Annotated in this window: 18 protein-coding genes and 1 tRNA gene; 13 read left to right on the forward strand and 6 right to left on the reverse strand. The window is 38.9% G+C overall.

What is annotated here, in order from left to right:
* The first annotated feature begins 16 nt into the window (after window positions 1–16).
* A complete protein-coding gene (gene ypfJ, locus A9J31_RS02705) occupies window positions 17–922 on the forward strand; it encodes a KPN_02809 family neutral zinc metallopeptidase (RefSeq protein ID WP_067762333.1) in 906 nt (301 codons plus the stop codon).
* 59 nt (window positions 923–981) lie between these two features.
* Here the strand turns inward: ypfJ and A9J31_RS02710 are convergent, their stop codons facing one another.
* Window positions 982–1,539 (reverse strand): hypothetical protein, encoded by a 558-nt coding sequence (locus A9J31_RS02710; RefSeq protein ID WP_067762461.1) that lies wholly within the window; start codon window positions 1,537–1,539, stop codon window positions 982–984.
* Between the two features lie 220 nt (window positions 1,540–1,759).
* Here A9J31_RS02710 and A9J31_RS02715 point away from each other — a divergent pair, with 220 nt between their 5' ends.
* Together A9J31_RS02715 and A9J31_RS02720 are read left to right on the forward strand one after the other, a co-directional pair.
* A complete protein-coding gene (locus A9J31_RS02715; RefSeq protein WP_067762335.1) occupies window positions 1,760–3,259 on the forward strand; it encodes a cation:proton antiporter in 1,500 nt (499 codons plus the stop codon).
* Between the two features lie 297 nt (window positions 3,260–3,556).
* On the forward strand, window positions 3,557–3,874 hold the full coding sequence (locus A9J31_RS02720; RefSeq protein WP_067762337.1) for an MGMT family protein: 318 nt from the start codon (window positions 3,557–3,559) through the stop codon (window positions 3,872–3,874).
* Between the two features lie 71 nt (window positions 3,875–3,945).
* On the opposite strand, the gene A9J31_RS02725 is transcribed toward A9J31_RS02720, so the two are convergent.
* Together A9J31_RS02725 and A9J31_RS02730 are read right to left on the reverse strand one after the other, a co-directional pair.
* Complete coding sequence (locus A9J31_RS02725) at window positions 3,946–4,386, reverse strand: universal stress protein (RefSeq protein ID WP_067762339.1); 441 nt, start codon at window positions 4,384–4,386, stop codon at window positions 3,946–3,948.
* Window positions 4,387–4,657: 271 nt separating this feature from the next.
* Window positions 4,658–5,062: a hypothetical protein gene (locus tag A9J31_RS02730; RefSeq protein WP_067762341.1), complete on the reverse strand. Its 405-nt coding sequence runs from the start codon at window positions 5,060–5,062 to the stop codon at window positions 4,658–4,660.
* Window positions 5,063–5,241: 179 nt separating this feature from the next.
* Between A9J31_RS02730 and A9J31_RS02735 the strand changes: the two genes are divergently transcribed.
* A tRNA-Met gene (locus A9J31_RS02735) sits at window positions 5,242–5,318 on the forward strand.
* A 235-nt stretch (window positions 5,319–5,553) separates the two neighbouring features.
* Here A9J31_RS02735 and A9J31_RS02740 read toward each other — a convergent pair.
* Window positions 5,554–7,179, reverse strand: coding sequence for an NAD+ synthase (locus A9J31_RS02740; RefSeq protein WP_067762343.1), 1,626 nt, complete (start codon window positions 7,177–7,179; stop codon window positions 5,554–5,556).
* A gap of 415 nt (window positions 7,180–7,594) precedes the next feature.
* A complete protein-coding gene (locus A9J31_RS02745) occupies window positions 7,595–8,095 on the reverse strand; it encodes a hypothetical protein (RefSeq protein ID WP_067762345.1) in 501 nt (166 codons plus the stop codon).
* A 163-nt stretch (window positions 8,096–8,258) separates the two neighbouring features.
* On the opposite strand from A9J31_RS02745, the gene A9J31_RS02750 reads away from it, so the two are divergent.
* The 5 genes from A9J31_RS02750 (at window position 8,259) to A9J31_RS02770 (ending at window position 14,875) form a co-directional block, all read left to right on the forward strand.
* Complete coding sequence (locus A9J31_RS02750) at window positions 8,259–9,761, forward strand: AAA family ATPase (RefSeq protein WP_067762347.1); 1,503 nt, start codon at window positions 8,259–8,261, stop codon at window positions 9,759–9,761.
* Window positions 9,749–11,185, forward strand: coding sequence for a VWA domain-containing protein (locus A9J31_RS02755; protein ID WP_067762349.1), 1,437 nt, complete (start codon window positions 9,749–9,751; stop codon window positions 11,183–11,185). Before A9J31_RS02750 ends, A9J31_RS02755 begins: the two co-directional genes overlap by 13 nt.
* A 239-nt stretch (window positions 11,186–11,424) precedes the next feature.
* The gene (locus tag A9J31_RS02760; protein ID WP_067762351.1) at window positions 11,425–12,381 is read left to right on the forward strand and encodes a metal-dependent hydrolase; all 957 of its coding nucleotides are present in this window, start codon (window positions 11,425–11,427) and stop codon (window positions 12,379–12,381) included.
* A gap of 14 nt (window positions 12,382–12,395) precedes the next feature.
* Window positions 12,396–13,262 (forward strand): SDR family NAD(P)-dependent oxidoreductase, encoded by an 867-nt coding sequence (locus tag A9J31_RS02765; RefSeq protein WP_067762353.1) that lies wholly within the window; start codon window positions 12,396–12,398, stop codon window positions 13,260–13,262.
* A 2-nt stretch (window positions 13,263–13,264) separates the two neighbouring features.
* The gene (locus A9J31_RS02770) at window positions 13,265–14,875 is read left to right on the forward strand and encodes a flavin-containing monooxygenase (RefSeq protein ID WP_081410250.1); all 1,611 of its coding nucleotides are present in this window, start codon (window positions 13,265–13,267) and stop codon (window positions 14,873–14,875) included.
* Window positions 14,876–15,172: 297 nt separating this feature from the next.
* On the opposite strand, the gene gltA is transcribed toward A9J31_RS02770, so the two are convergent.
* On the reverse strand, window positions 15,173–16,450 hold the full coding sequence (gene gltA / locus A9J31_RS02775) for a citrate synthase (RefSeq protein WP_067762358.1): 1,278 nt from the start codon (window positions 16,448–16,450) through the stop codon (window positions 15,173–15,175).
* Between the two features lie 1,028 nt (window positions 16,451–17,478).
* Here gltA and sdhC point away from each other — a divergent pair.
* Genes sdhC through A9J31_RS02795 form a run of 4 tightly spaced genes read left to right on the forward strand, consistent with a single transcriptional unit; the run spans window position 17,479 to window position 20,875 of the window.
* The gene (gene sdhC, locus A9J31_RS02780; protein ID WP_162270468.1) at window positions 17,479–17,877 is read left to right on the forward strand and encodes a succinate dehydrogenase, cytochrome b556 subunit; all 399 of its coding nucleotides are present in this window, start codon (window positions 17,479–17,481) and stop codon (window positions 17,875–17,877) included.
* Window positions 17,877–18,242, forward strand: a complete 366-nt coding sequence (sdhD, locus tag A9J31_RS02785; RefSeq protein WP_067762362.1) for a succinate dehydrogenase, hydrophobic membrane anchor protein — start codon at window positions 17,877–17,879, stop codon at window positions 18,240–18,242. The genes sdhC and sdhD overlap by 1 nt, the downstream gene beginning before the upstream one ends.
* 12 nt (window positions 18,243–18,254) lie before the next feature.
* Entirely contained in the window at window positions 18,255–20,153 is a 1,899-nt protein-coding gene (locus tag A9J31_RS02790) for an FAD-binding protein (protein ID WP_067762364.1), read from the forward strand.
* Window positions 20,154–20,167: 14 nt separating this feature from the next.
* Window positions 20,168–20,875 carry a succinate dehydrogenase iron-sulfur subunit gene (locus tag A9J31_RS02795; protein ID WP_067762365.1) on the forward strand — a complete coding sequence of 236 codons (708 nt, stop codon included), beginning with the start codon at window positions 20,168–20,170 and terminating at the stop codon, window positions 20,873–20,875.
* Window positions 20,876–21,554 lie beyond the last annotated feature (679 nt).

Here is a 21,554-nt window from a genome sequence, read left to right on the forward strand (position 1 = left end):
TATAAGGAAGATCACTATGCGCTGGAAAGGTCGAAGAGTTAGCTCGAATGTGGAAGACCGTCGCGGTGGTGGCGGTGCTAAGGCTGGCGGTATCAGTATATTGGGTTTAGTTGTTGCATTTGTGGCTTGGAAGTTTTTTGGTGTCGATCCGCAGCAGGCGTATCAAGCAACCAAGCAAGTCACCTCACAAGGTCAAAGTGCTGAAGTTAAAGGTTTGGACAATCCAACCCCTGAACAACAGGAGGCTATGCAATTCGTGGGTACGGTGCTTGCTGATACTGAGGATACTTGGACCAAAGTATTTCAAGAGCAGTTAAATGCGCAATATAAACCGCCTAAATTAGTGATGTTTAATGGTGTGGTAAATTCAGGCTGTGGTACAGCTCAAGCTGCTATGGGTCCATTTTATTGCCCAGCCGATCAAAAAGTTTATATAGATACAGCATTCTTTAAAGATATGCGTAGTCAAATGGGTATTTCTGGTGAGCAAAACCAAACTGAATTGAATCGAAATGATCAAGCCGGAGATTTTGCCCAAGCCTATGTGGTTTCACATGAAGTGGGACATCATATTCAAACGATTTTAGGTATTTCTGAACAAGTTCAGCAAGCCCGTGCCCAAGCGTCAAAAGCTGAAGGTAATCGTTATTCAGTTATGCAGGAGTTGCAGGCAGATTGCTTTGCTGGAATTTGGGCGCATCATAATCAACAGCGTACGCAATTCTTGGAACAAGGCGATGTTGAAGAAGCAATGGATGCTGCACATAAAATCGGTGATGACTACTTGCAAAAAAGTGCGACAGGACAAGTGGTTCCAGATAGTTTCACCCATGGTACGAGTCAGCAACGTATGAAGTGGTTCGAAATTGGTTTGAAATCTGGCAGCATTAATAGCTGTGATACATTCAATCAACCGATTTAAAACTCAAAAATAAAAAAAGAGGATCTTGTTATCCTCTTTTTTTAAACTTGTATTGTCGCTTATTTATTTAAGAATGATTTGAAATTACGAATAATTCGAATGCTGACATACATTGCAGCTAATGCAAATAAAGCCACACCAAACACAATAAATTTCAAGCCTGAAATATCATGTTGATAGAACTGTTTCAATTGGTTCTCATCGTAATTTAGCGTTGTTTGCTTTTTGCTACGACTATCCGTAAACGTAACATTTTTAATGTAACTTAACTGACGCGTCTGTAATAATTCGATATGTTGAATTTGTCGTGTGTGGCTTTGATTATAGTCGTCGAGGCAGATATCTGAGAGATAGTGCTCGCAGTTGATCTTGGCAATAAATCCATTGTTTGCCACCACAATAAAAATGGCGTTGTCAGGAGATTTATTATTCGATACAAGCACCAATTGCTCTTGAACGTTTGAATCTAGAGAAATAGTTTTTGCTTTTTGATAATGCGTTTCAGCTTGTAAAATTTCTTGTGTTTTACTGATACAAGTCCAGATTAAAGCGGCGGTAATTAAAAAAATTACACCTGCAAAAAAAAGACGGAATACGGTTTTAATGGTTTGGTGCATAAGAATCAGTAATCGTGCTAAATGTGCAATTAAACGAGCAAAGAACTCATATTTTAAATGATCTGCTGATTTGAATGTGTTAAAAAACTTAAATGATACATGCACGTGATTTTAAATTCGGTACAATATTTAAAAATTAAATGCTAAAAAATTTAGTATTTATTTTATAAATACCTATATCTCACTATGTAGGCGACATAGCACCAAAATTGGGAATGAAATGGGAAATTACTTTTTTCTTCAAGTTTTTACAGTTATTTTTGCGCTCTCAATCGCAACTACAATATTTAATAAGCGGATATTAGGCTTTCCGCAAGCTATTGGTGTTCCTATTGTTTCCGCCATCTTTGTATTTATCTTGCAGTGGGGTGCAAGCCTGTTAAATGGTAACCAATTCGTTACCATTAATTTACACAATATTGAAGAAGCAGTTCGCCATATTGATTTTTATGACTTTCTAATCAATGGTGTGATCTGCTTTATTTTGACTTCATCAGCACTCAAATTTAAAGTTTCTGACTTACGTTTACATTGGAAACCCATCAGTATTTTAGCCAGTATCGCGCTTGTATTGTGTGCCTGTTTTTTTGGTGTTGTGCTGTATGGCTATCAATTTCTTATCGGCAATCACGTCGACCTTGTTGTACTGCTGTTATTAGGTGCAGCATTAGGTGCGACTGACCCAATTGGGGTAAAAGGGGTTTTAAGCTCGGTTCGCGCACCACATCATTTGATCGTGAAGCTAGAAGGTGAATCACTGTTTAATGATGCTATGTGTATCGCGGTCTTCATGACATTGCTAAATGTATTACAGGGCGAGCATTTCACTGTTTTGGGAACGCTTGAAACCTTACTCTATGAAATCGTGGTTGCGGTCATTATTGGTTGGGCATTTGGTCTGGGTATTTTACGTCTACTGCGTGGCAAGCATGAAATGGAATCCCTTATCCTAACGACTGCATTACTGGCTTGTGGATCTTATTTGGTTGCGCTATTTGCCCATGCATCTGCACCAATTGCATGTGTAATTGGTGGTTTAATCGTGGGAAATAAGTGGAAAGAGATTTTACAAGATCGTGAAATTCGCGAAGTAAATCATTTTTGGCATACGGTCGAAGGGATTATTAATTCTTTCCTATTCACCTTGATTGGTTTGGAATTATTTATTCTTGATTTAAGTTTCAGCCTGATCTTAGGGGGGATAGTTGCTTTCATTATTTTGCATGCGTCACGCTTCGCAGCCAACTATTTATCTTTTGCATTTTTCCCAAGTTTTCGCAAAAAAAGTTATAACGGTAGTTTAGCTATACTCTCGTGGGGAGGGGTGCGTGGTGGTATTTCGCTCGCCTTAATTCTTGCGGTTGCAAACATTCCAGAGCTTAGTGAATACAGTAGTATATTGATTGGTTATACCTTTATTGCGGTATTAATGTCTGGTCTTGTATGTGGTCTTGGCTTGCCAGCGGTAATGAATGCCTTTTACTACAACCCAAATGAAGAAAAGACTGGCTTTAAAGGTTGGTATCAACGTATGTGCCATAAGATGAATAAAAAGGGCTTTCAATACATTGTGGGGGAAGATATTCATGGCAATGAAACCATAACAGTGTATAACCCAGATGCATTGATTGATACTAAAGCAGATGATGGTGTTGCGGCTGTACATAATCCAGAGAAAGTACAAAAAGTTCGTCGCTTGGAAAATCCAGAGAACTTTTAACAAAGGATTGGACTGGTATTTTTTATATATCATGAAAAGGAATGCTTTAGCATTCCTTTTTTGATCAGTATTTGACAGAACTTTTTCTAACTATTGATGGCTAACTGTATTCGTATGGGGATGAACATAAAGATATCTCTACATTTGGCGACGCGTGATTTAACTTGTGTTCATACGTATGCTTGTTTAAATGTACCCAAGGTGGCAAAAGAATCGTATTTATACAGGGTGTAAATGTTGTGAACAGCACTATTAAATCATTGTGTAAGATGCGCATGGGAAGGAAAGGAACAACATTTGAAAAATAGTAATGAGTTAGCTATTCCAATTTTGGCTGTGATTCAACAGATTCCAAAAGGGAGAGTTGCGAGTTATGGACAAATTGCAAAATTAGCAGGTTTACCTAAACATGCTCGTTTAGTTGGCTATGTCCTCAAACATCTTGATCCTGCATCGAATATCCCATGGTATCGCGTGATTAATTCACAAGGTAAATTGAGCCTGGCTAAATTAGATGAGTATGGGCAAAACATTCAGCAATTGAAGTTACAAGATGAAGGTGTATACATGCTGAATGGCAAAGTAAATTTAAAGCATTATCAGTGGCAACCATAGCTCAGTGAATTGGGACATTAAAAAAGCCATCTACAATGAGAAGGCTTTTTGTACTTAGACTTTAAGTTAGCTTATTTGCGTACTACAAGTACTGGCACGTCAGATGCACCCAATACACTTTGAGCTACGCTGCCTAAGAAGAATTTTTTGATACCTGTACGGCCGTGTGAACCAATAATAATTAAGTCTGCATGGCTTTCTTCAGCAGCTTTTACAAGCTCAGCATGTACAACTTGTCCTTCAAGTAAGCGAGTTTCTACTATTACACCTTCAGCCGAAAATTTTTCTTTCGCTTCTTCAAGTGTATTTAGAATTGAAGCACGTGCGCGTTCAATTAAGTCATTGGTTTGAGATGCAGAAATATATTCAGCGGCAATATAAGGGTCAAGTGTGAGTACTTGCACCACAGTAATTTTACTGCCAAATGCTTTGGCAAATTCAACAGCTTTAGCAACCGCTGCATAAGAAGTTTCTGAACCGTCAACTGGAACTAAAATATTATTTAAAGCCATTTTATTTCTCCTTCTAAGATGAACTACGCTCATCAATCAAAACAACATTATTAACATTAAAATATTGGTTATAGTTTAATCATACGCTGTTTTGAAACTGAATAAAACCTAGTAAATACATAGGGATAAATAACTAAACATAAAAATAAACGATATAAAGCATGGGCTTAGCTTAGCCAAATTATGCAATGGCAAAACGCTTTGAAGTTGTAAAAATATTTAACGGAATGAGAACTCCAAGTTGCATGAATTTATAAGCATTTAAAGAATATTATTCACATTGAATAGATTGGGCATCGAGTTTAAATTTTGGTGCAACCTGTTCAAATTGCTTTAATTTTTCAAAGTCAGCGGGGTTAAAAATTTGTTCTTGTAGCTTTTTAATCTTGTTTGCACTGACATGATGTATTTGTGCACAGTGGAGCGCAATTTGATTATTCTTCGCAATGTTATGAACAGCAATAGAATCATTTAGATTTAAACGGACAATTGGTTGCTGCGCTTTGCTAAGTTGAGCGAGGCTGCGCTTCTGTTGCATGCTTAGTAAAGTCTGTCCATTGATCCATTGTGCTACATCACGGCGCACACCGTTATAATCGACAAATATAGGAGAGATCAATTGGCAGCCTACCAGACTACTGATGACACAGCTCAACACTAAGATTGATTTCTTCATATTATGCTCAATGGGTAAAACCCTAATATCTAACAATAAAATGTGATAAATACGATAAAAATTGTCATATTTGATTAAATAATATCATGTTGAAGTCTGCTTGTTTAAACTCTGAACAAATACGCATATTTATGCTTGACGCTGCTGCATGAAATCTACATAATGCCCACACAGTTTAAGGCTATGTAGCTCAGTTGGTTAGAGCACCGCACTCATAATGCGGGGGTCACAAGTTCAAGTCTCGTCATAGCCACCATTTTTATAGACCAAGCTCTCAGCTTGGTCTCTTTTTTTGTGCTTTAAGAAAGTAAAAACAAGATTCAGTATAACGTTATTAATAATGTAGTTTGCAAAAACGATCAAAACAGATTTTATATTTAAATTTTCAAGTTCAAGTTCAAGATTGAAATGCAATTTATCCTTTAAATTGTATTTAAAATTCACAGATATAATAAAGCCCAGTCGAAACTGGGCTTTTAGTCATCTTTAAATTAGATGCCAGGTTTCCAACCATTCACGATTGGGTAGCGGCGTTCACGGCTAAAGGCACGTGAGCTAATACGTGGACCAATGGCACCTTGGCGACGTTTGTATTCATTTAAATCGACTAAACGAATGACTTTTTTCACGACGTCAGCATCAAAGCCTTTTGCAATAATGTCATCTTGGCTCATATCTTCTTCAATGTATGCATACAAAATTGCATCCAATACATCGTATTCAGGAAGTGAGTCTTGGTCTTTTTGATCTGGACGAAGCTCAGCAGAAGGTGGGCGTGTAATTACACGTTCTGGAATGACTGGTGTCTCAGAAATGCTATTACGGTATTTGGCAAGTTCAAACACAATCGTTTTGTATACATCTTTTAAAACTGCATAACCACCGACCATGTCACCATAAAGCGTGCAGTAACCGACAGACAATTCAGACTTGTTACCTGTTGATAGAACCAAGTTACCAAATTTGTTTGAAAGTGCCATTAACAGTGTGCCACGTGAGCGTGCTTGAAGATTTTCTTCTGTAGCATCGGCAGGTGAGTCACCAAAGAATGGGAACAATGTTTGCATGAAACCGTTCACAATTGGATTGATCTCAGCAATACCAAATGTAACGCCCATGTTTTTCGCTTGTTCAGCAGCATCTTCAACACTGATTTGAGCTGTATAGGTGTATGGCATCATCACAGCTTGAACTTTATCTGCACCAATTGCATCAGCAGCAATGGCTAGTGTTAATGCAGAGTCAATACCACCAGATAAACCAAGAATCACACCAGGGAAGCCAGAACGTTGAACATAGTCACGCGTTGCAATTACAAGGCTTTGATAAATTTCAGCCATAGTGTCGAGTACGGGAACAATATTGCCTTTCTTATAGGCTTTTTGATCGGCATCGTATTCTACAAAGTAAAGGTCTTCGACAAAACTTGGTGCTTGTACAACGACTTCACCTGCATTGTTGATCACAAAACTTGTACCATCAAATACAAGGTCATCTTGACCACCAACTTGGTTGCAATAAACCAAATTAATATTCAATTGTTTGGTTAATGCAGACATAGTTTCAATACGATGTTGTGGTTTACCTACTTCGTAAGGAGACGCATTAAGTACGAGTGCTGTTTCTACATTGAGTTGTGCCAATTGTTGTACGGTTGGGAGAGCCCAAACGTCTTCACAAATAAGTACACCAAATTTATGACCTAGATATTCAAATACAAGATGTTGATGGCCTTCGTTGAAATAACGTTTTTCATCAAATACGCTGTAATTTGGTAGGTTTTGCTTGTTATAAATACCCAACACTTGACCATTTTTCATGACTGCTGCTGAGTTATAACGCTGACCATCTTCAGTTTGATTGACAAAACCAAACACTAAAACGATATCTTGGATTGACGCCAATTGTTCGAACGCTTGTTGAGTGCGTTTATTTAAACTTGGGCGTAGCAATAAGTCTTCAGCAGGATAACCTACTGTAGATAGCTCAGGAAAAACAATAATATCTACATTCTGTTCTTTTGCAGCATTGGCTTGTTGAAGCATTTTTGCTGCATTTGATTCTAGGTTACCAATATGTGGAGAGAACTGAGCAAGTGCAATTTTAAAACTATTCATTCCAACTAAATCCTATTCCTATAGGTGAATACACTTAACACACTGATTTGTATCATTGTAATTATTCAGCGAGTGTATTTAGATACGAAAAATACTGCCGAAAGGCGAAAACTAAATACCATCATCGTATGATAATCAAACCGCATTTATTGCGTGGCAAAAAAGGCTAGCCCTATTTTATCTGAAATTAAGCGAGATACTAGGGTTATTGATAGCTTTTAAAAGGTTGACCATAGATATTCATAATAAATGTGACCATGATGCGGCTTTTTTATTCAATATGGCTATCTTTGGACTCATTTTCCCCCCAAGCTTTATGCATGTTTAATCGTAATTTTTAGCTGCTGATGGTGAGTTGTGAATTTGCTTTAAGTGTCGGTTTTTACTTAAGTCATTACAGCATTTAAACTAAAAATCAATGTATTGATTCCTTCATTAAAATAATGTTTTCAATACGCTTAAGGTAGATGTCGCGGGCGATATCGCCTTGTTGCTCAATGTTGTAATCAAAATAGGCTTTGTTAGGTTTTAGCTGGTAGTGATATGGATTGTATTTTTTGAAACTACAAAAATAAGCCAACTGTAAGATTGCCCCGAAAACTAGAACATTGATGTTTTTTTGATGTTGATAAACGTGGGCCATCTCGTGGATAAAAAGAGCACGATAGCCTAAACGTTCTTGTGAATAATCATCTTTATACAATAAATTTCGCGCATGGATATAGCCACTCGGTGCCATGACCACATTGGATGCTTGCCAAGGCAAAAATGGATGATTCATGATTTTGACCTGCTGATAATCAATTAAATCCCCAAATACTTCACGGCACATGGTGATTTCACCTTGTGTCAACATTCGCCATTTAAAACTTTCGAGTTTTAATAGCTTAATGAGTGGAGGTAAGTAATTTAGCATAAAGGGGAGTGATAAAAAATAGCCTATTTACAATCTACTATAACCTGAATATGTCGTTGAAATGTGTATTTATAATGCTAAATCGCACAGGAAAATGTAGCTAAATGCAGCTTATTATTTGATACAGCGCTACAATTTGGTTTTAGGTTTTATAGATAGCAGCATGCGAGCACGTATCAATACTTTAATTTCTGAAATTAGCAAAAATATGTATGAACGTGAGCAAATTATTGCTTTAAGTTTGCTTGCTGGTATTGCTGGAATGAATACCTTTTTGTATGGTCTACCAGGTACTGCAAAGAGTTTGATTTCAAGACGCATCGCTTCGGCCTTTGAAGTGCACGACTATTTTGAATATTTGATGAATCGTTTTAGCACACCTGAGGAAATTTTTGGACCCGTATCTATTAAAGCCTTAAAAGAAGATCAATACATTCGTAAAACTGAACACTATTTGCCGCGTGCTGATTTTGCTTTTCTCGATGAAATTTGGAAAGCTAGTCCTGCGATTTTAAATACATTATTAACTTTGGTGAATGAACGCAGTTTTAAAAATGGTGAAATCATTCAAAAAGTACCTTTAAATGTATTAATCAGTGCCTCTAATGAAATTCCAGAACAGAATCAGGGTTTGGATGCATTATATGACCGTTTCATTCTGAGATTAGAAGTACCGCCGATTACCGAAGCAAATAATTTTCATGCTTTATTGCAAGCGAAACCATCTAAAGTGACTGTAGAGGTCGATGCAGCATTAAAAATTAAAAAAGCTGAGCTTGACGATTGGCGTGAGCAAATTTATGCCATTGAATTGCCTGCGCCGATTTTGCATATTTTTGACTTAATCAAACATCGACTTAAGCATAACTTTGAAGATCATGTGATTTATGTTTCAGATCGTCGTTGGCAGCGTGTGGCATATTTGGTGAAAGCATGTGCTTTTTTGAATGATCGTCAGCAGGTGATCGTCAGTGATCTATTGATCTTAAAGCATTGTTTATGGAATCAACCGGAAGATATTGAATTTATAGCCACACAGTTAGATGACATACTGGCTGAACAAGCTTTGAATGATGGCTTGGACTATGAGAAATTAGTATCTGAAAAAGATCAGCTTGAGCAGCGCGTTTTAAATTATTTTTATTATACCGATGATGTGTATGAGTCATATCTCATTCAGGGCAAGGATTATTTGCGTGCGGTAACCAATTTAGATCGCCATTATAAAGATAAATTACTTTACCTTGAGCTGGATAAAATGGACACCAAAAAGGACTTTTTTGCCTTGGATGAAACAGGTGAAGAAGTGCGAGGTATTGTGTGTAATTTTAATGGCGTGCGAGTATGCACATTAAAAGGTGGTTATTATGGTTTAGAAGAGGTCGTCACGCCGTATATTAAATATCATAAGGGCGCTGCACGAAGCACATTGTCAGCACAGGATAAATACACTTTATTGCAGGAAGTGCAGGCACTAAAATCGAAATTTTTACATGCATCCCATACACATGCTGAACGCTATAAAGTACAAAAAGATCAGTTCCAGTCGGCTTTTGTAGTGAAAGATGATATTGAAAAATTACAACAAGCCATTGAGCAACAACAAGCGCGTTATCAGCTTCAATTACAGGATTGTGAGCGTCTGGAACAGTTATGTCGCAATTAAAACCGACACGACAACAAACCCAATCGGCACTCGATGAATTAAGTTCGCAGCTTTATGATGAATTAAAACAATCCAGCTTAAAACATTGGTTGGATGATCATAAAGTGGCAAAAAAGCTCGATCAAAAAATTCAGGAATGGGCCTTTCAGGCAAAGTCGAGTTTAGATCAGCAACATCCTTATTTACATGCTCAACAGCAGCTAGAACATTGGTTAAAGGCTGAGTTCTCTGTTGCTGAATTAAAGCAGTTGATGGATGAATATGCCGACTTTAATCAAAGTTTGGGACAACTTGAGTTAACTGGATATTGGCAAGTTCAAAATGATATTCAGTTATTGTCGCCACAAAACATTGCCTTGCAAGCTGCTTTGGTAAAACAGAAATGGCAACGTAAGTTAATGGAAGCTGTCGCACATTGGGAGTTTGAGCAACTCAGTTTGCAGCGAGATACTTTTTTAGAAGAAATAAAAGACTTTCTGGCGACCTTGGCGAAAATGGCAAAATATCAAGATAGCTTGGGTTTTGAGACAGGAATTTTCATTGATTATTCTAAGGGGCAACTGACTGAACAAGACATGCAGCATTTTGAGCAGTGGGCCAGTTGTTTAGAGCAAGATGCTGAGTTAAAGCGTTTATGTCATCAAATTGGTAGTGCTCAGCCGCACAAACCTCGTAAGCGCTTAAATGCAACACTCAGTGCAACGCCAGAGCAATATGTAGAGCAATCGGCACAAGAAGAAATCACTGGTATTAAATTGGCGCATGACTTAAGTCTGGCATTGCCAAGTGAGTTAGCATTATTGGCAGATCCAGATTTACAGATTTTATTTGATTTAAAATTTCTAGAAGCTAATTTGATGAGCTTTAATATGCAAGGCCAGCAACATGGTCGTGTTATTGAAGACCAGCATCAGAAGCGACAACGAATGGGGCAGAAAGGTCCGATGCTGATTTGTTTAGATACCAGTGGCTCTATGAATGGGCAACCTGAACTGATATCTAAAGCCATTTGTTTATATTTGAGTATGCAAGCCTTACGTGAAAAACGTGCAATGTACATTGTGAATTTTTCGACCAATATTACGGCGCTGAACGTAAAGCGTGACGGTGGGCTTGATGATGTTATTCATTTTTTGGCACAGTCGTTTCATGGCGGGACGGATATTTTGCCAGCAATGAGTCATGCTGTAGAAATGCTAAAACAGCCACAATTTGCTCATGCCGATGTTGTGGTCATTTCCGATTTTATTATGGGACATTTGACAGACGAGTTAATGCAGGAAATTAGTCAGTATAAAGAGCAAGGCAATGGTTTCTATGCAGTGGCCATTGGCAATATTCGATTAGATCATTTGGATGAAAGCCTGTTTGATCATCAATGGATCTACCAATCAAATCGTGGCGAAGTAGTGCAACTGCACTGAATTTAAACTCAGAACTTAAAATTACGCTGACCTTAAATGATAAGGTTTTGAGCCCTTTAGCAGTAAAGTTTTAAAGATTGTCAGACAAAGAAAATCTTTGAGCAAATTTGCAAATCGATAGGTTGATTTTGCTAATGGGTTCACATTTTTTCTACCTTAGTTTGTTCTCAATACATGTGTTTTGACCTGTTACCAACATGATGTCAGTGCAGGAAAACACCCATATTGAGAGACGAACTATGAGCGCTTTTCAACCGATTAAAAAAACATTAGCTCGCGTATTTTCATCGCCTGTATTTGATGCGACGAAACAGTCTGCTGTTGTTCCGATTCGCCATATGAAATTTGATTTTGAAGCGGATAAAATTGACCCTAAATTTTATATGAATGCGGAATTGGCTAGTGCCTATTTTGGCTCTTTGTCTATTTTCTTAACACGCGGTGAAGATTTAGTGATTGATACGGCGCGCTACCACCGTGATTTCATTGATGATCCTATACTTAAGCAACGTGTAACATCATTGATTGGTCAGGAAGCCATTCACTCACGTATGCATGAAGAATTAAATGAAGCATATAAGTTACAAGGTTTGCCAGTATCAATCTTTAGAAAACTTGAACACTACGTATTTGAGTATGGATTTGAGCGTTTACCCCAACCAATGAAATTGTCTTTAATGGCAGCAATTGAGCATTTTACGGCAGTCCTTGCTGAATACATGATGAATCATGAAGAAGTGTTTTTTAGCTCACAAGATGAAAAGCAGCGTGCGATTTGGATGTGGCACATGCTAGAAGAATCTGAACATAAAGATATTGCTTATGATGTCTTCCAAAAACTATCAAATAATTATGCTTTACGTGTCGCTGGTTTTTTTCCGGCCTTAATTACTATCTTATTATTAATTTCATTTGCTTCATTCTTTGCACCGTTTTATCGCAAACCTTCGAACTTAATAAGTTTGGATTATTGGAAAGATTTGCCACGTAGCGTTGGACTGATTTTTGGGCTTAAAGATGGTGTATATGGCAGTAGCATCAAACACATATTTGATTATCTGCGTCCAAGTTTCCATCCAAATGATTATGACACTTCAGCCTTTCTTGAATACTACAAAAAACGGCTATTAAATCCAGTGGATGGGGTGTTGACGCCATATTTTGTTAAAGAATTTACCCCTGCATTAAAAGTATAAGAAAGGATAAAACCATGGGTCTATTTGGAAAAAAGAACAAGCCAAGCGAAAATGCCTATGCAGTGGTCACTGGTGCAGGTAGTGGTATTGGGCGAAGCTTTGCTTTGGAGTTGGCACGTCGGGGCGGGACAGTGGTCTGTGCCGATATTCATTTAGAGGCAGCGCAAGAAACAGTTGATCAAATTCAGTCTACAACCTCATCAAATGCTTATGCGGTGCAGTGTGATGTGGGTAAGGCTGAACAAGTGCAAGCACTGGCAGAGCAAGCAGAGCAGTTGATGGGGCACGACGTAACCTTGGTGATCAACAATGCAGGCGTCGGGCTTGGTGGTAAAGTTGATGAACTCACCCTAGATGATTGGCAATGGTGTATGCATGTCAATCTTTGGGGTGTCGTACATGGCTGTCACTACTTCGTACCAAAGTTAAAACAAAATAAGCAGGGTGGTGCGATTATTAATGTTGCTTCTGCTGCGGCATATACTGCTGCACCTGAAATGACAGCATATAACGTGACGAAGTCGAGTGTGCTGGCATTGTCTGAAACTTTATCGGCAGAGCTGCGATCGGCAAATATCCGTGTGAATGTACTGTGCCCAACATTGGTGCCGACCAATATCATGAAAAATGGTCGCTTACCTAATCGATATTCAGGCCTGGCTGATCAATTGCTGATGAATCATGCATTTACGACTAGCCATGATGTAGTCAATTTGACCTTGAATAATTTAGATGCAGGGAAGTTGTATACCATTCCACAACCTGATGCCAAATTATTTTGGTGGTTAAAACGTTTATCCCCGCAAACCTATACCCGTTTATTGGGGGTGGGTTATCCCATATTTAACAACTATATTAAAAAGTCGGGAGCAAAAGCATGAACATGCCGACACAATTACATGACGATGATGTAAAAGCATTAGATCAAGAGAAAACTCAAACTAAAAAGCCTACAACGCATACTAATGCACGTCGTTCTGCATCGTCTTCTGCCAAAGCTAAAAAAGCCGCACAAGACCGATCAGACTCAGAACCAAGCCTAAAAAATCAAGTGCGTGTCTACGATACCATTGTGATTGGTGCTGGGATATCAGGTTTAGCTGCCGCTCATCAAATGAATGAACGAGGTTATACCGATTATGTGGTTTTGGAAAAAGCCAATCGCGTGGGGGGGACATGGCGCGACAATACCTATCCTGGCTGTGGATGTGATGTGCCTTCAGCGTTGTATTCGTTTTCATTTGCGCCGAGTCATAAATGGAGTCATTTATTTGCCAAGCAACCTGAGATTCTGACCTATTTGGAAGATGTTGCAGAGCAGCATGCGCTTTATCGCAACATTCAGTTCAACTGTGAGCTAATTTCAGCGGAATGGAATGAGCAATTAAAGCAATGGCAATTGGAGACGAGCAAAGGTCAGTATGCGGCAAGAACAGTGATCTTTTCCACTGGGCCGATTACTGAACCACAAATACCTAAAATTAAAGGTATTGAAAGCTTTAAAGGGGAAATGTTCCATTCTGCGCGTTGGAATCATGATTATGATTTAACCGGTAAGCGTATAGCTGTGATTGGTACTGGAGCATCAGCCATACAATTTGTGCCGCAAGTACAACCTTTGGCCAAGGAGTTAATCGTTTTTCAACGGACTGCGCCATGGGTATTACCTAAGGCTGATTTCCCACTGAATGATCGTGCAAAAGGTGTGCTGACACGTTTCCCTGCCATTCAGCAAACATGGCGTAAAAGTGTATCGGGTATCCTAAATGGGATTAACCTAGGCCTACGTAATCCTTCTTTGCTTGAACCAGTAAATTATTTAGGCAAGCAATTGCTGAAAAGCCAAATTCAGGACGATGAATTGCGAGAGAAAGTTACACCAAACTTTTCTATCGGCTGTAAGCGCTTACTCTTTGCTAATAATTACTATCCTGCATTGCAACAAGCAAATGTTGAACTTGTGCCACATGGCCTGGTAGAAATAGAAGGAAATACAGTAATTGCAGCCAATGGTGAGCGGCACGACGTTGATGTGATTATTTGGGGTACAGGCTTTGAGGTGTCGCATCCACCGATTGGAAATCGTGTACGGAATGCACAAGGTCAATTATTGTCAGAACTGTGGAAAGATAGCTCGCCTGAGGCCTTTTTAGGCACAAGTATTGCGCAAGTGCCAAATGCTTTCTTGGTGCTTGGGCCAAATATTTTGGTTTATGATTCCTTTATTGGAATTGCAGAAGCACAAGTTGGTTATATCGTTGATGCTTTGGTACGGATGAAGCAGCAGCGTATTGAAATTAAGCCTAATGTTCTGGCTTATCATAATGCCAAAGTGCAAACGCATTTGCAGACGACAGTGTTCAATCGAGGTGGTTGTAAGAGTTACTATTTGGATGCCAATGGGCGTAATTTTGCTGCTTGGCCATGGTCGCTTAATCAGTTGAAACAGCGTTTAAAACATGCAGATTTGAGTCATTATGATACGGTTGCTTAGATTAGCATGAGTTGAGTATTTTTTATTTATATGGAACGAGACCTAATTTCTTAGAGAAATTGGGTCTTTTTAAATATATTTGGCTGACTCAACTTTTATGATTGCTTGGTGCTGTATAGATAAGCTGCACTTGTTGTGATTGACGATACTTTATAACTTGTGCTTCATTATTAAATCAAATGATGAGTATCTTATTTAGCCGGTATTGAGTGTTTATTTTGAGGCAATAGAATTTCATGGCAATAAAAAAACCACCCCAAAGGGTGGTTTTTTTCAAAATCGGATAATTCTTTCGAATTAACGACCTTGGATATCGCGTTGAGTTTCGCCAGTGTAAAGCTGACGAGGACGACCGATTTTGTATGCAGCGCTGTGCATTTCTAACCAGTGGCTGATCCAACCAACTGTACGTGCAAGAGCGAAGATTACTGTAAACATTTCAGTCGGGATACCAATCGCTTTAAGAATGATACCTGAGTAGAAGTCTACGTTAGGGTAAAGGTTACGTTTGATGAAGTATTCATCAGAAAGCGCAATGCGTTCAAGTTCCATAGCTAAAGCTAATTGTGGATCGTTGATACCAAGTGCAGTTAACACTTCGTCGCAAGTCTCTTTCATTACTTTCGCACGTGGATCGAAGTTTTTGTAAACTCGGTGACCGAAGCCCATAAGTTTAACTTCTTTAGTTTTCACTTTTTCCATGAACGGAGCAACGTTTTCTACAGTGCCGATTTCATCAAGCATCTTAAGAACAGCTTCGTTTGCACCACCGTGAGCAGGACCCCATAGAGCCGCAATACCAGCAGCGATACATGCATACGGGTTAGCACCAGTAGAACCAGCTAGACGTACTGTAGAAGTAGACGCGTTTTGTTCGTGGTCAGCATGAAGCGTGAAAATACGGTCCATTGCTTTCGCAAGAATTGGGTCAACTTTGTAGTCACGGTCTGCAGGAGTAGCAAACATCATGTACAGGAAGTTTTCTGCGTAAGTCAAATCGTTACGTGGGTAAACGAATGGTTGACCAACTGTGTATTTGTAAGTCCAAGCAGCCAGTGTAGGTACTTTAGCGATCAAACGAATCGCAGTGATTTCACGATGGTCGATGTTTTCGATGTCAAGGCTGTTGTGATAGAACGCAGAAAGCGCACCAACAACACCACACATGATCGCCATAGGATGCGCGTCACGACGGAAACCATTGAAGAAGCGGCTAACTTGGTCGTGAACCATAGTGTGGTTACGAACTTTAGCGTCAAATTCAACTTTCTGTTCAGCAGTTGGAAGCTCGCCATTTAGAAGAAGGTAGCAAGTTTCTAAATAGTCTGCTTTAGTAGCAAGCTGGTCAATTGGGTAGCCACGGTGTAATAGAACACCTTTACCGCCGTCAATGAATGTGATTTTAGATTCACAAGCAGCCGTAGAGACAAAACCAGGATCAAAAGTAAAGTGGCCTGCAGCCAATACATCTTTAACATCAATTACATCTGGGCCCAGAGTGCCACTGTAAATTGGTAAGTCAATTTCTTTGCCATCAAGCTGTAAAACGGCTTTTTTGCCAGTTGCTTCAGACATTCAATAGATCTCCTGTCCTGGTGAATGTATATCTGACTCTGAGTGCTAATCTTTTAATGCTCGAATCAGACGGATCAAAAATTTGCTATAAGATTAGTGAGTACTGAAATTTTGTCAATTATACTTATGGATAAAAGTGACGCCTTAATAGAGGCTTAGTCAGAAATTATACATTTAAAAAAATGAGTAAAATCACAGCACGGACGCAGTATAATAAGTCAAATTGCAGGGGAGGTGCAGAATAAAAAAAGCCTGTTGGATTAATTGTAAGCAATTTTTAATTCCTAAAAACTCTGACACTTTTAGATTTATCAAGAGTCACATTTAGCTAAATTATTATAATTTTCGTAACTTACACGCATTCCTTAAAATAAATCGGTCTTTTCTTACTCATAATTAAAACGACTAACTGAGCCTTTAAAAAAAGTTCGTTTGGTTAAAAAATAGCTAATTAAATAGCGAAAAATGATTAAAAAAGGTACTAATTGACGCTATAAATACGTATTGATGATGGATTAATGATCGGTTTTGGTGTGTTGTTGAATTTTATGCACAGACTAAGTGCTTATTTCATTTAATGATCTTTCTATTTAATCATTAATATAAATACCAAACATTTATTTGAATGATTAAGTCTTGGAGAATGGCGAAGATGTTTTTAAAATGTAGTGGGAAAATAAAGGTTTAGATTTGTTCATCTTTAGTCTAAATAAATTTTTCTGCTTATAAACACAAAAACGATTAATAAAATATCTATTTAACTTTTTAAAACCAATGACATAGTTGAAATTTGTTAGATCTACAGCTTCTATGTTGGCAGTAATGTTATTGTTAATGATTCTTATTTAAGGGTTTTTTGTTCAAATCATATATTGTCATCGTTTGTATTTTAATAGTTCACGTTTTATAATTCCCTGTCGTTTATAAGATCAGACAGCTGCAGAGTTTATTATATTGTGTCGTCTGACTATGCCAGCTTTCCTACGAATTAATTCCAACAAACTCCGGATGGAGTTTTTACTTACAGGATGCCCGCTGTGAAAAGCAACAGACCTGTCAATTTGTCCATGGGTCAAGTTTTAGAAGTAAACTTAAAATCCCCTGTGGCTATTGCATCAATATTACACCGTCTATCTGGTGTTATCGTATTTTTACTTGTACCAGTCCTTTTATGGATTCTAGACAAATCACTTTCTTCACCTGAAGGTTTTGCGCAAGTTCAAGAAATCTTCAGTGGTTTCATTGTGCGTTTTGTTGTATGGGTATTTGTAGCCGGCTTACTGTATCACCTCATTGGTGGTATTAAGCATCTACTTGCAGATCTTGGTATTGCCGAAGAACTTCAAAGTGGTCGTATCGCAGCTACTATTTCATTGATCTTGTCTGCAATTAGTATTATTGCAGCGTTTGTATGGATTGTTCTCTAATGAAAAGTGCTACAGGTTTAACAGGATCAGGTTCTCGCGATTGGTTTATCCAACGTGTAAGTGCTGTTGTATTGGCTGTTTATACTATTGTTGTACTGGGTTGGATCCTTTGTAATAGTGGATTTAGCTTCGAACAATGGTATGGCTTTATGATGACAACTCCAATGAAGATTTTATCTTTGTTGTCAGTCTTATCTCTTGTTGCGCATGCTTGGATCGGTATGTGGCAAGTATTCACAGACTATGTGACTACTCGTCAAATGGGTCCTTCGGCGAACGGCTTGCGTTTGGTGCTTACTTCAGCAGTGATTATTGCTGTACTTGCATACGCAATCTGGGCGATCCAGATTTTTTGGGCAAATTGATAGGAAGATATCATGGGCGCTATAACCCCTAAAGAAGATTACACAAATATTCCGCACCAAACTTTCGATGCAGTCATCGTTGGTGGTGGTGGTTCAGGTATGCGTGCTTCTTACCAACTTGCTCAAGCTGGTTTGAAAGTAGCAGTACTAACTAAAGTATTCCCTACGCGTTCACACACTGTAGCAGCGCAGGGTGGTATTGGTGCATCTCTTGGTAACATGCAAGAAGATAACTGGCACTACCACTTCTACGATACAGTTAAAGGTTCTGACTGGTTAGGTGACCAAGACGCAATCGAGTACATGACTCGCGAAGCGCCACAAGTTGTTTATGAACTTGAACACCTAGGTATGCCATTCGACCGTAATGCTGACGGCACAATTTACCAACGTCCATTCGGTGGTCACGCTGCGAACTATGGTGAAAAACCAGTTCCACGTGCTTGTGCTGCTGCTGACCGTACAGGCCACGCACTTCTTCATACGCTTTATCAAAGCAACGTGAAAATGGGCACTCAATTCTTCGTTGAATGGATCGCGCTTGATCTTATTCGTAACGAAGCAGGTGATGTGCTTGGTGTAACAGCGATTGACCAGGAAACAGGTAACATTGCAGTATTCCAAGGTAAAGCAACATTGTTTGCTACTGGTGGTGCTGGTCGTGTTTACCGCGCATCTACAAACGCTTATATCAATACTGGTGATGGTCTTGGTATGGCTGCTCGTGCGGGTATTCCATTACAAGATATGGAATTCTGGCAGTTCCACCCTACAGGTGTAGCGGGCGCTGGTGTATTGTTGACTGAAGGTTGTCGTGGTGAAGGTGCAATCCTTCGTAACGATGCTGGTGAGCCGTTCATGGAACGCTATGCTCCGACACTGAAAGACTTGGCTCCTCGTGACTTCGTTTCACGTTCTATGGACCAAGAAATTAAAGAAGGTCGTGGTTGTGGTCCTAAGAAAGATTACATCTTGCTTGATATGACGCACTTGGGTGCGGATACGATCATGAAACGTCTACCATCTGTATTTGAGATTGGTCGTAAGTTCGCGAACGTTGACATCACGAAAGAGCCGATTCCTGTAGTACCTACTATTCATTATCAAATGGGTGGTATTCCTACAAACATTCATGGTCAAGTGGTTCTTCCAGAAAGCCGTGAAACTGAAGCACTTGTAGCGAATTACAATAAAGAAACTGATGTGTATTCACACAATGGTGGTGAACGTAACTTCACTAAGCCAGTAAAAGGTTTCTATGCAATTGGTGAATGTTCATGTGTATCTGTACACGGTGCGAACCGTCTTGGTACGAACTCACTTCTTGATTTGGTTGTATTTGGTAAGGCAGCTGGTGAACACATCATCGATTACGTGACTAAGCATCACGGTGATGAATATGCGCCACTTCCTACAACTGTTCTTGAGAATACGTTTAAACGTATTAAACAACTTGATGAATCTACTTCAGGTGAGAATGCTCAAGAAGTTGCTGATGCAATCCGTGATATCGTTCAAGATCACGCTGGTGTATTCCGTACATCTGCACTTCTTGAAGAAGGTGTGAAGCAGATTCTTGCAATTGAACCGCGTGTACGCAACATTCACTTGAAAGACAAATCTAAAGTATTCAACACTGCACGTATTGAAGCACTTGAAGTTGAAAACTTGTATGAAGTTGCAAAAGCAACATTAATCTCTGCGGCTGCTCGTAAAGAGTGTCGTGGTGCGCATACAGTTGTTGATTTCGAAGAATCTCCAGATCATCCAGCTTACCCTTATGGTCGTCGTGATGATGAGTGGATGAAGCACACATTATGGTTCTCTGTTGATAACCATCTTGAGTACAAGCCTGTGCGTTACAAACCATTATCGGTTGACGCGATTCCACCTAAACCACGTACATTCTAATTAGGAGAAGTAAGATGAGTAGAGGTACTCGTACATTTAATATCTACCGCTACGATCCTGATAAGGATACAGCACCGTACATGCAAACTTTTAAATTGGAGTTGACTGACAAGCACCGTATGTTGCTTGATGCACTTCTAGCATTGAAAGTACAAGACGAATCTTTAACGTTCCGTCGTTCATGCCGTGAAGGTATCTGTGGTTCTGATGGCGTAAACATCAACGGTAAAAATGGTTTGGCGTGTCTTTGGAATCTAAACGATTTGCCAAACGAAATTACAATCCGTCCTTTACCTGGTTTGCCAGTGGTTAAAGACTTAGTTGTGGATATGAACCAGTTCTACGATCAGTATGACAAAATTCACCCATTCCTAATTAATAACCAACCTGCACCAGCGAAAGAGCGTTTACAGTCTCCTGAAGACCGTGAACATTTAGATGGTTTGTATGAATGTATTCTTTGTGCATGTTGTTCAACTTCATGCCCATCATTCTGGTGGAACCCTGATAAATTCTTGGGTCCTTCAGCATTGTTGAATGCATACCGTTTTATCATCGACTCTCGTGATACAGCAACTCAAGAGCGTTTGGCTCGTCTTGACGACCCATTCTCGTTGTTCCGTTGTAAAGGTATTATGAACTGTGTGTCTGTATGTCCTAAGGGTCTTAACCCAACTAAAGCAATCGGTCACATCCGTAATATGCTTTTAGATTTAGGCTAATAGAGTTAGCAGAAAAAAGAGCGCACCTTGGGTGCGCTTTTTTTTGTCATAGTAAATAGTGATCGTCACGAGAGGAAAAAATTGTAAAAGGTGATGTTTTATTAAGCGTATGATTTTATGGGGAAAGATATATTTAAAGTATAAAACGATAAGTATGTGGTTATTTATTGATGAAACGGACAAGCAAACCTGTCAAATGATTAAGAAAATGTTATTATGTAACGTAATTAAAAGGGAGAGGATAGTAATGTCAGCTCTCTTTTGTTTTATGTGGATATGATGGGGTAAATCTGACGTAGACTTTGGTCTCAATTGAAAGATATTTTTATATGTAGCACCATATCATAGATGAAAATACATACTCTGTATTTAGCTAATTTATGAATGGTATGTGTCAAAAAAATCAATTGAAAATGCCCGAACGTGTTAGCATTTATAGCATCAGTGTATGTAAAAAATAGGCTTGATATAGGTACATTTTTTCAACAAATTTAGTGCTTCAGACAGTATATAAATGTGCTTAAGTCGGTTTAGAAAAGCCAAATGGTCAATATTTGATTTTTCCAAGACGATTTGCAAAAAATTGCCCGATTAATGTCGGGTATTTCTCAATGAGTAATGATGCCGCTGAGGGCGTTATTGTTCATTAATCACATCAGGTATTCCTGATGTTGTGATA

The organism is Acinetobacter gandensis, from assembly GCF_001678755.1.
GTDB classification, from domain to species: Bacteria; Pseudomonadota; Gammaproteobacteria; order Pseudomonadales; family Moraxellaceae; genus Acinetobacter; species Acinetobacter gandensis.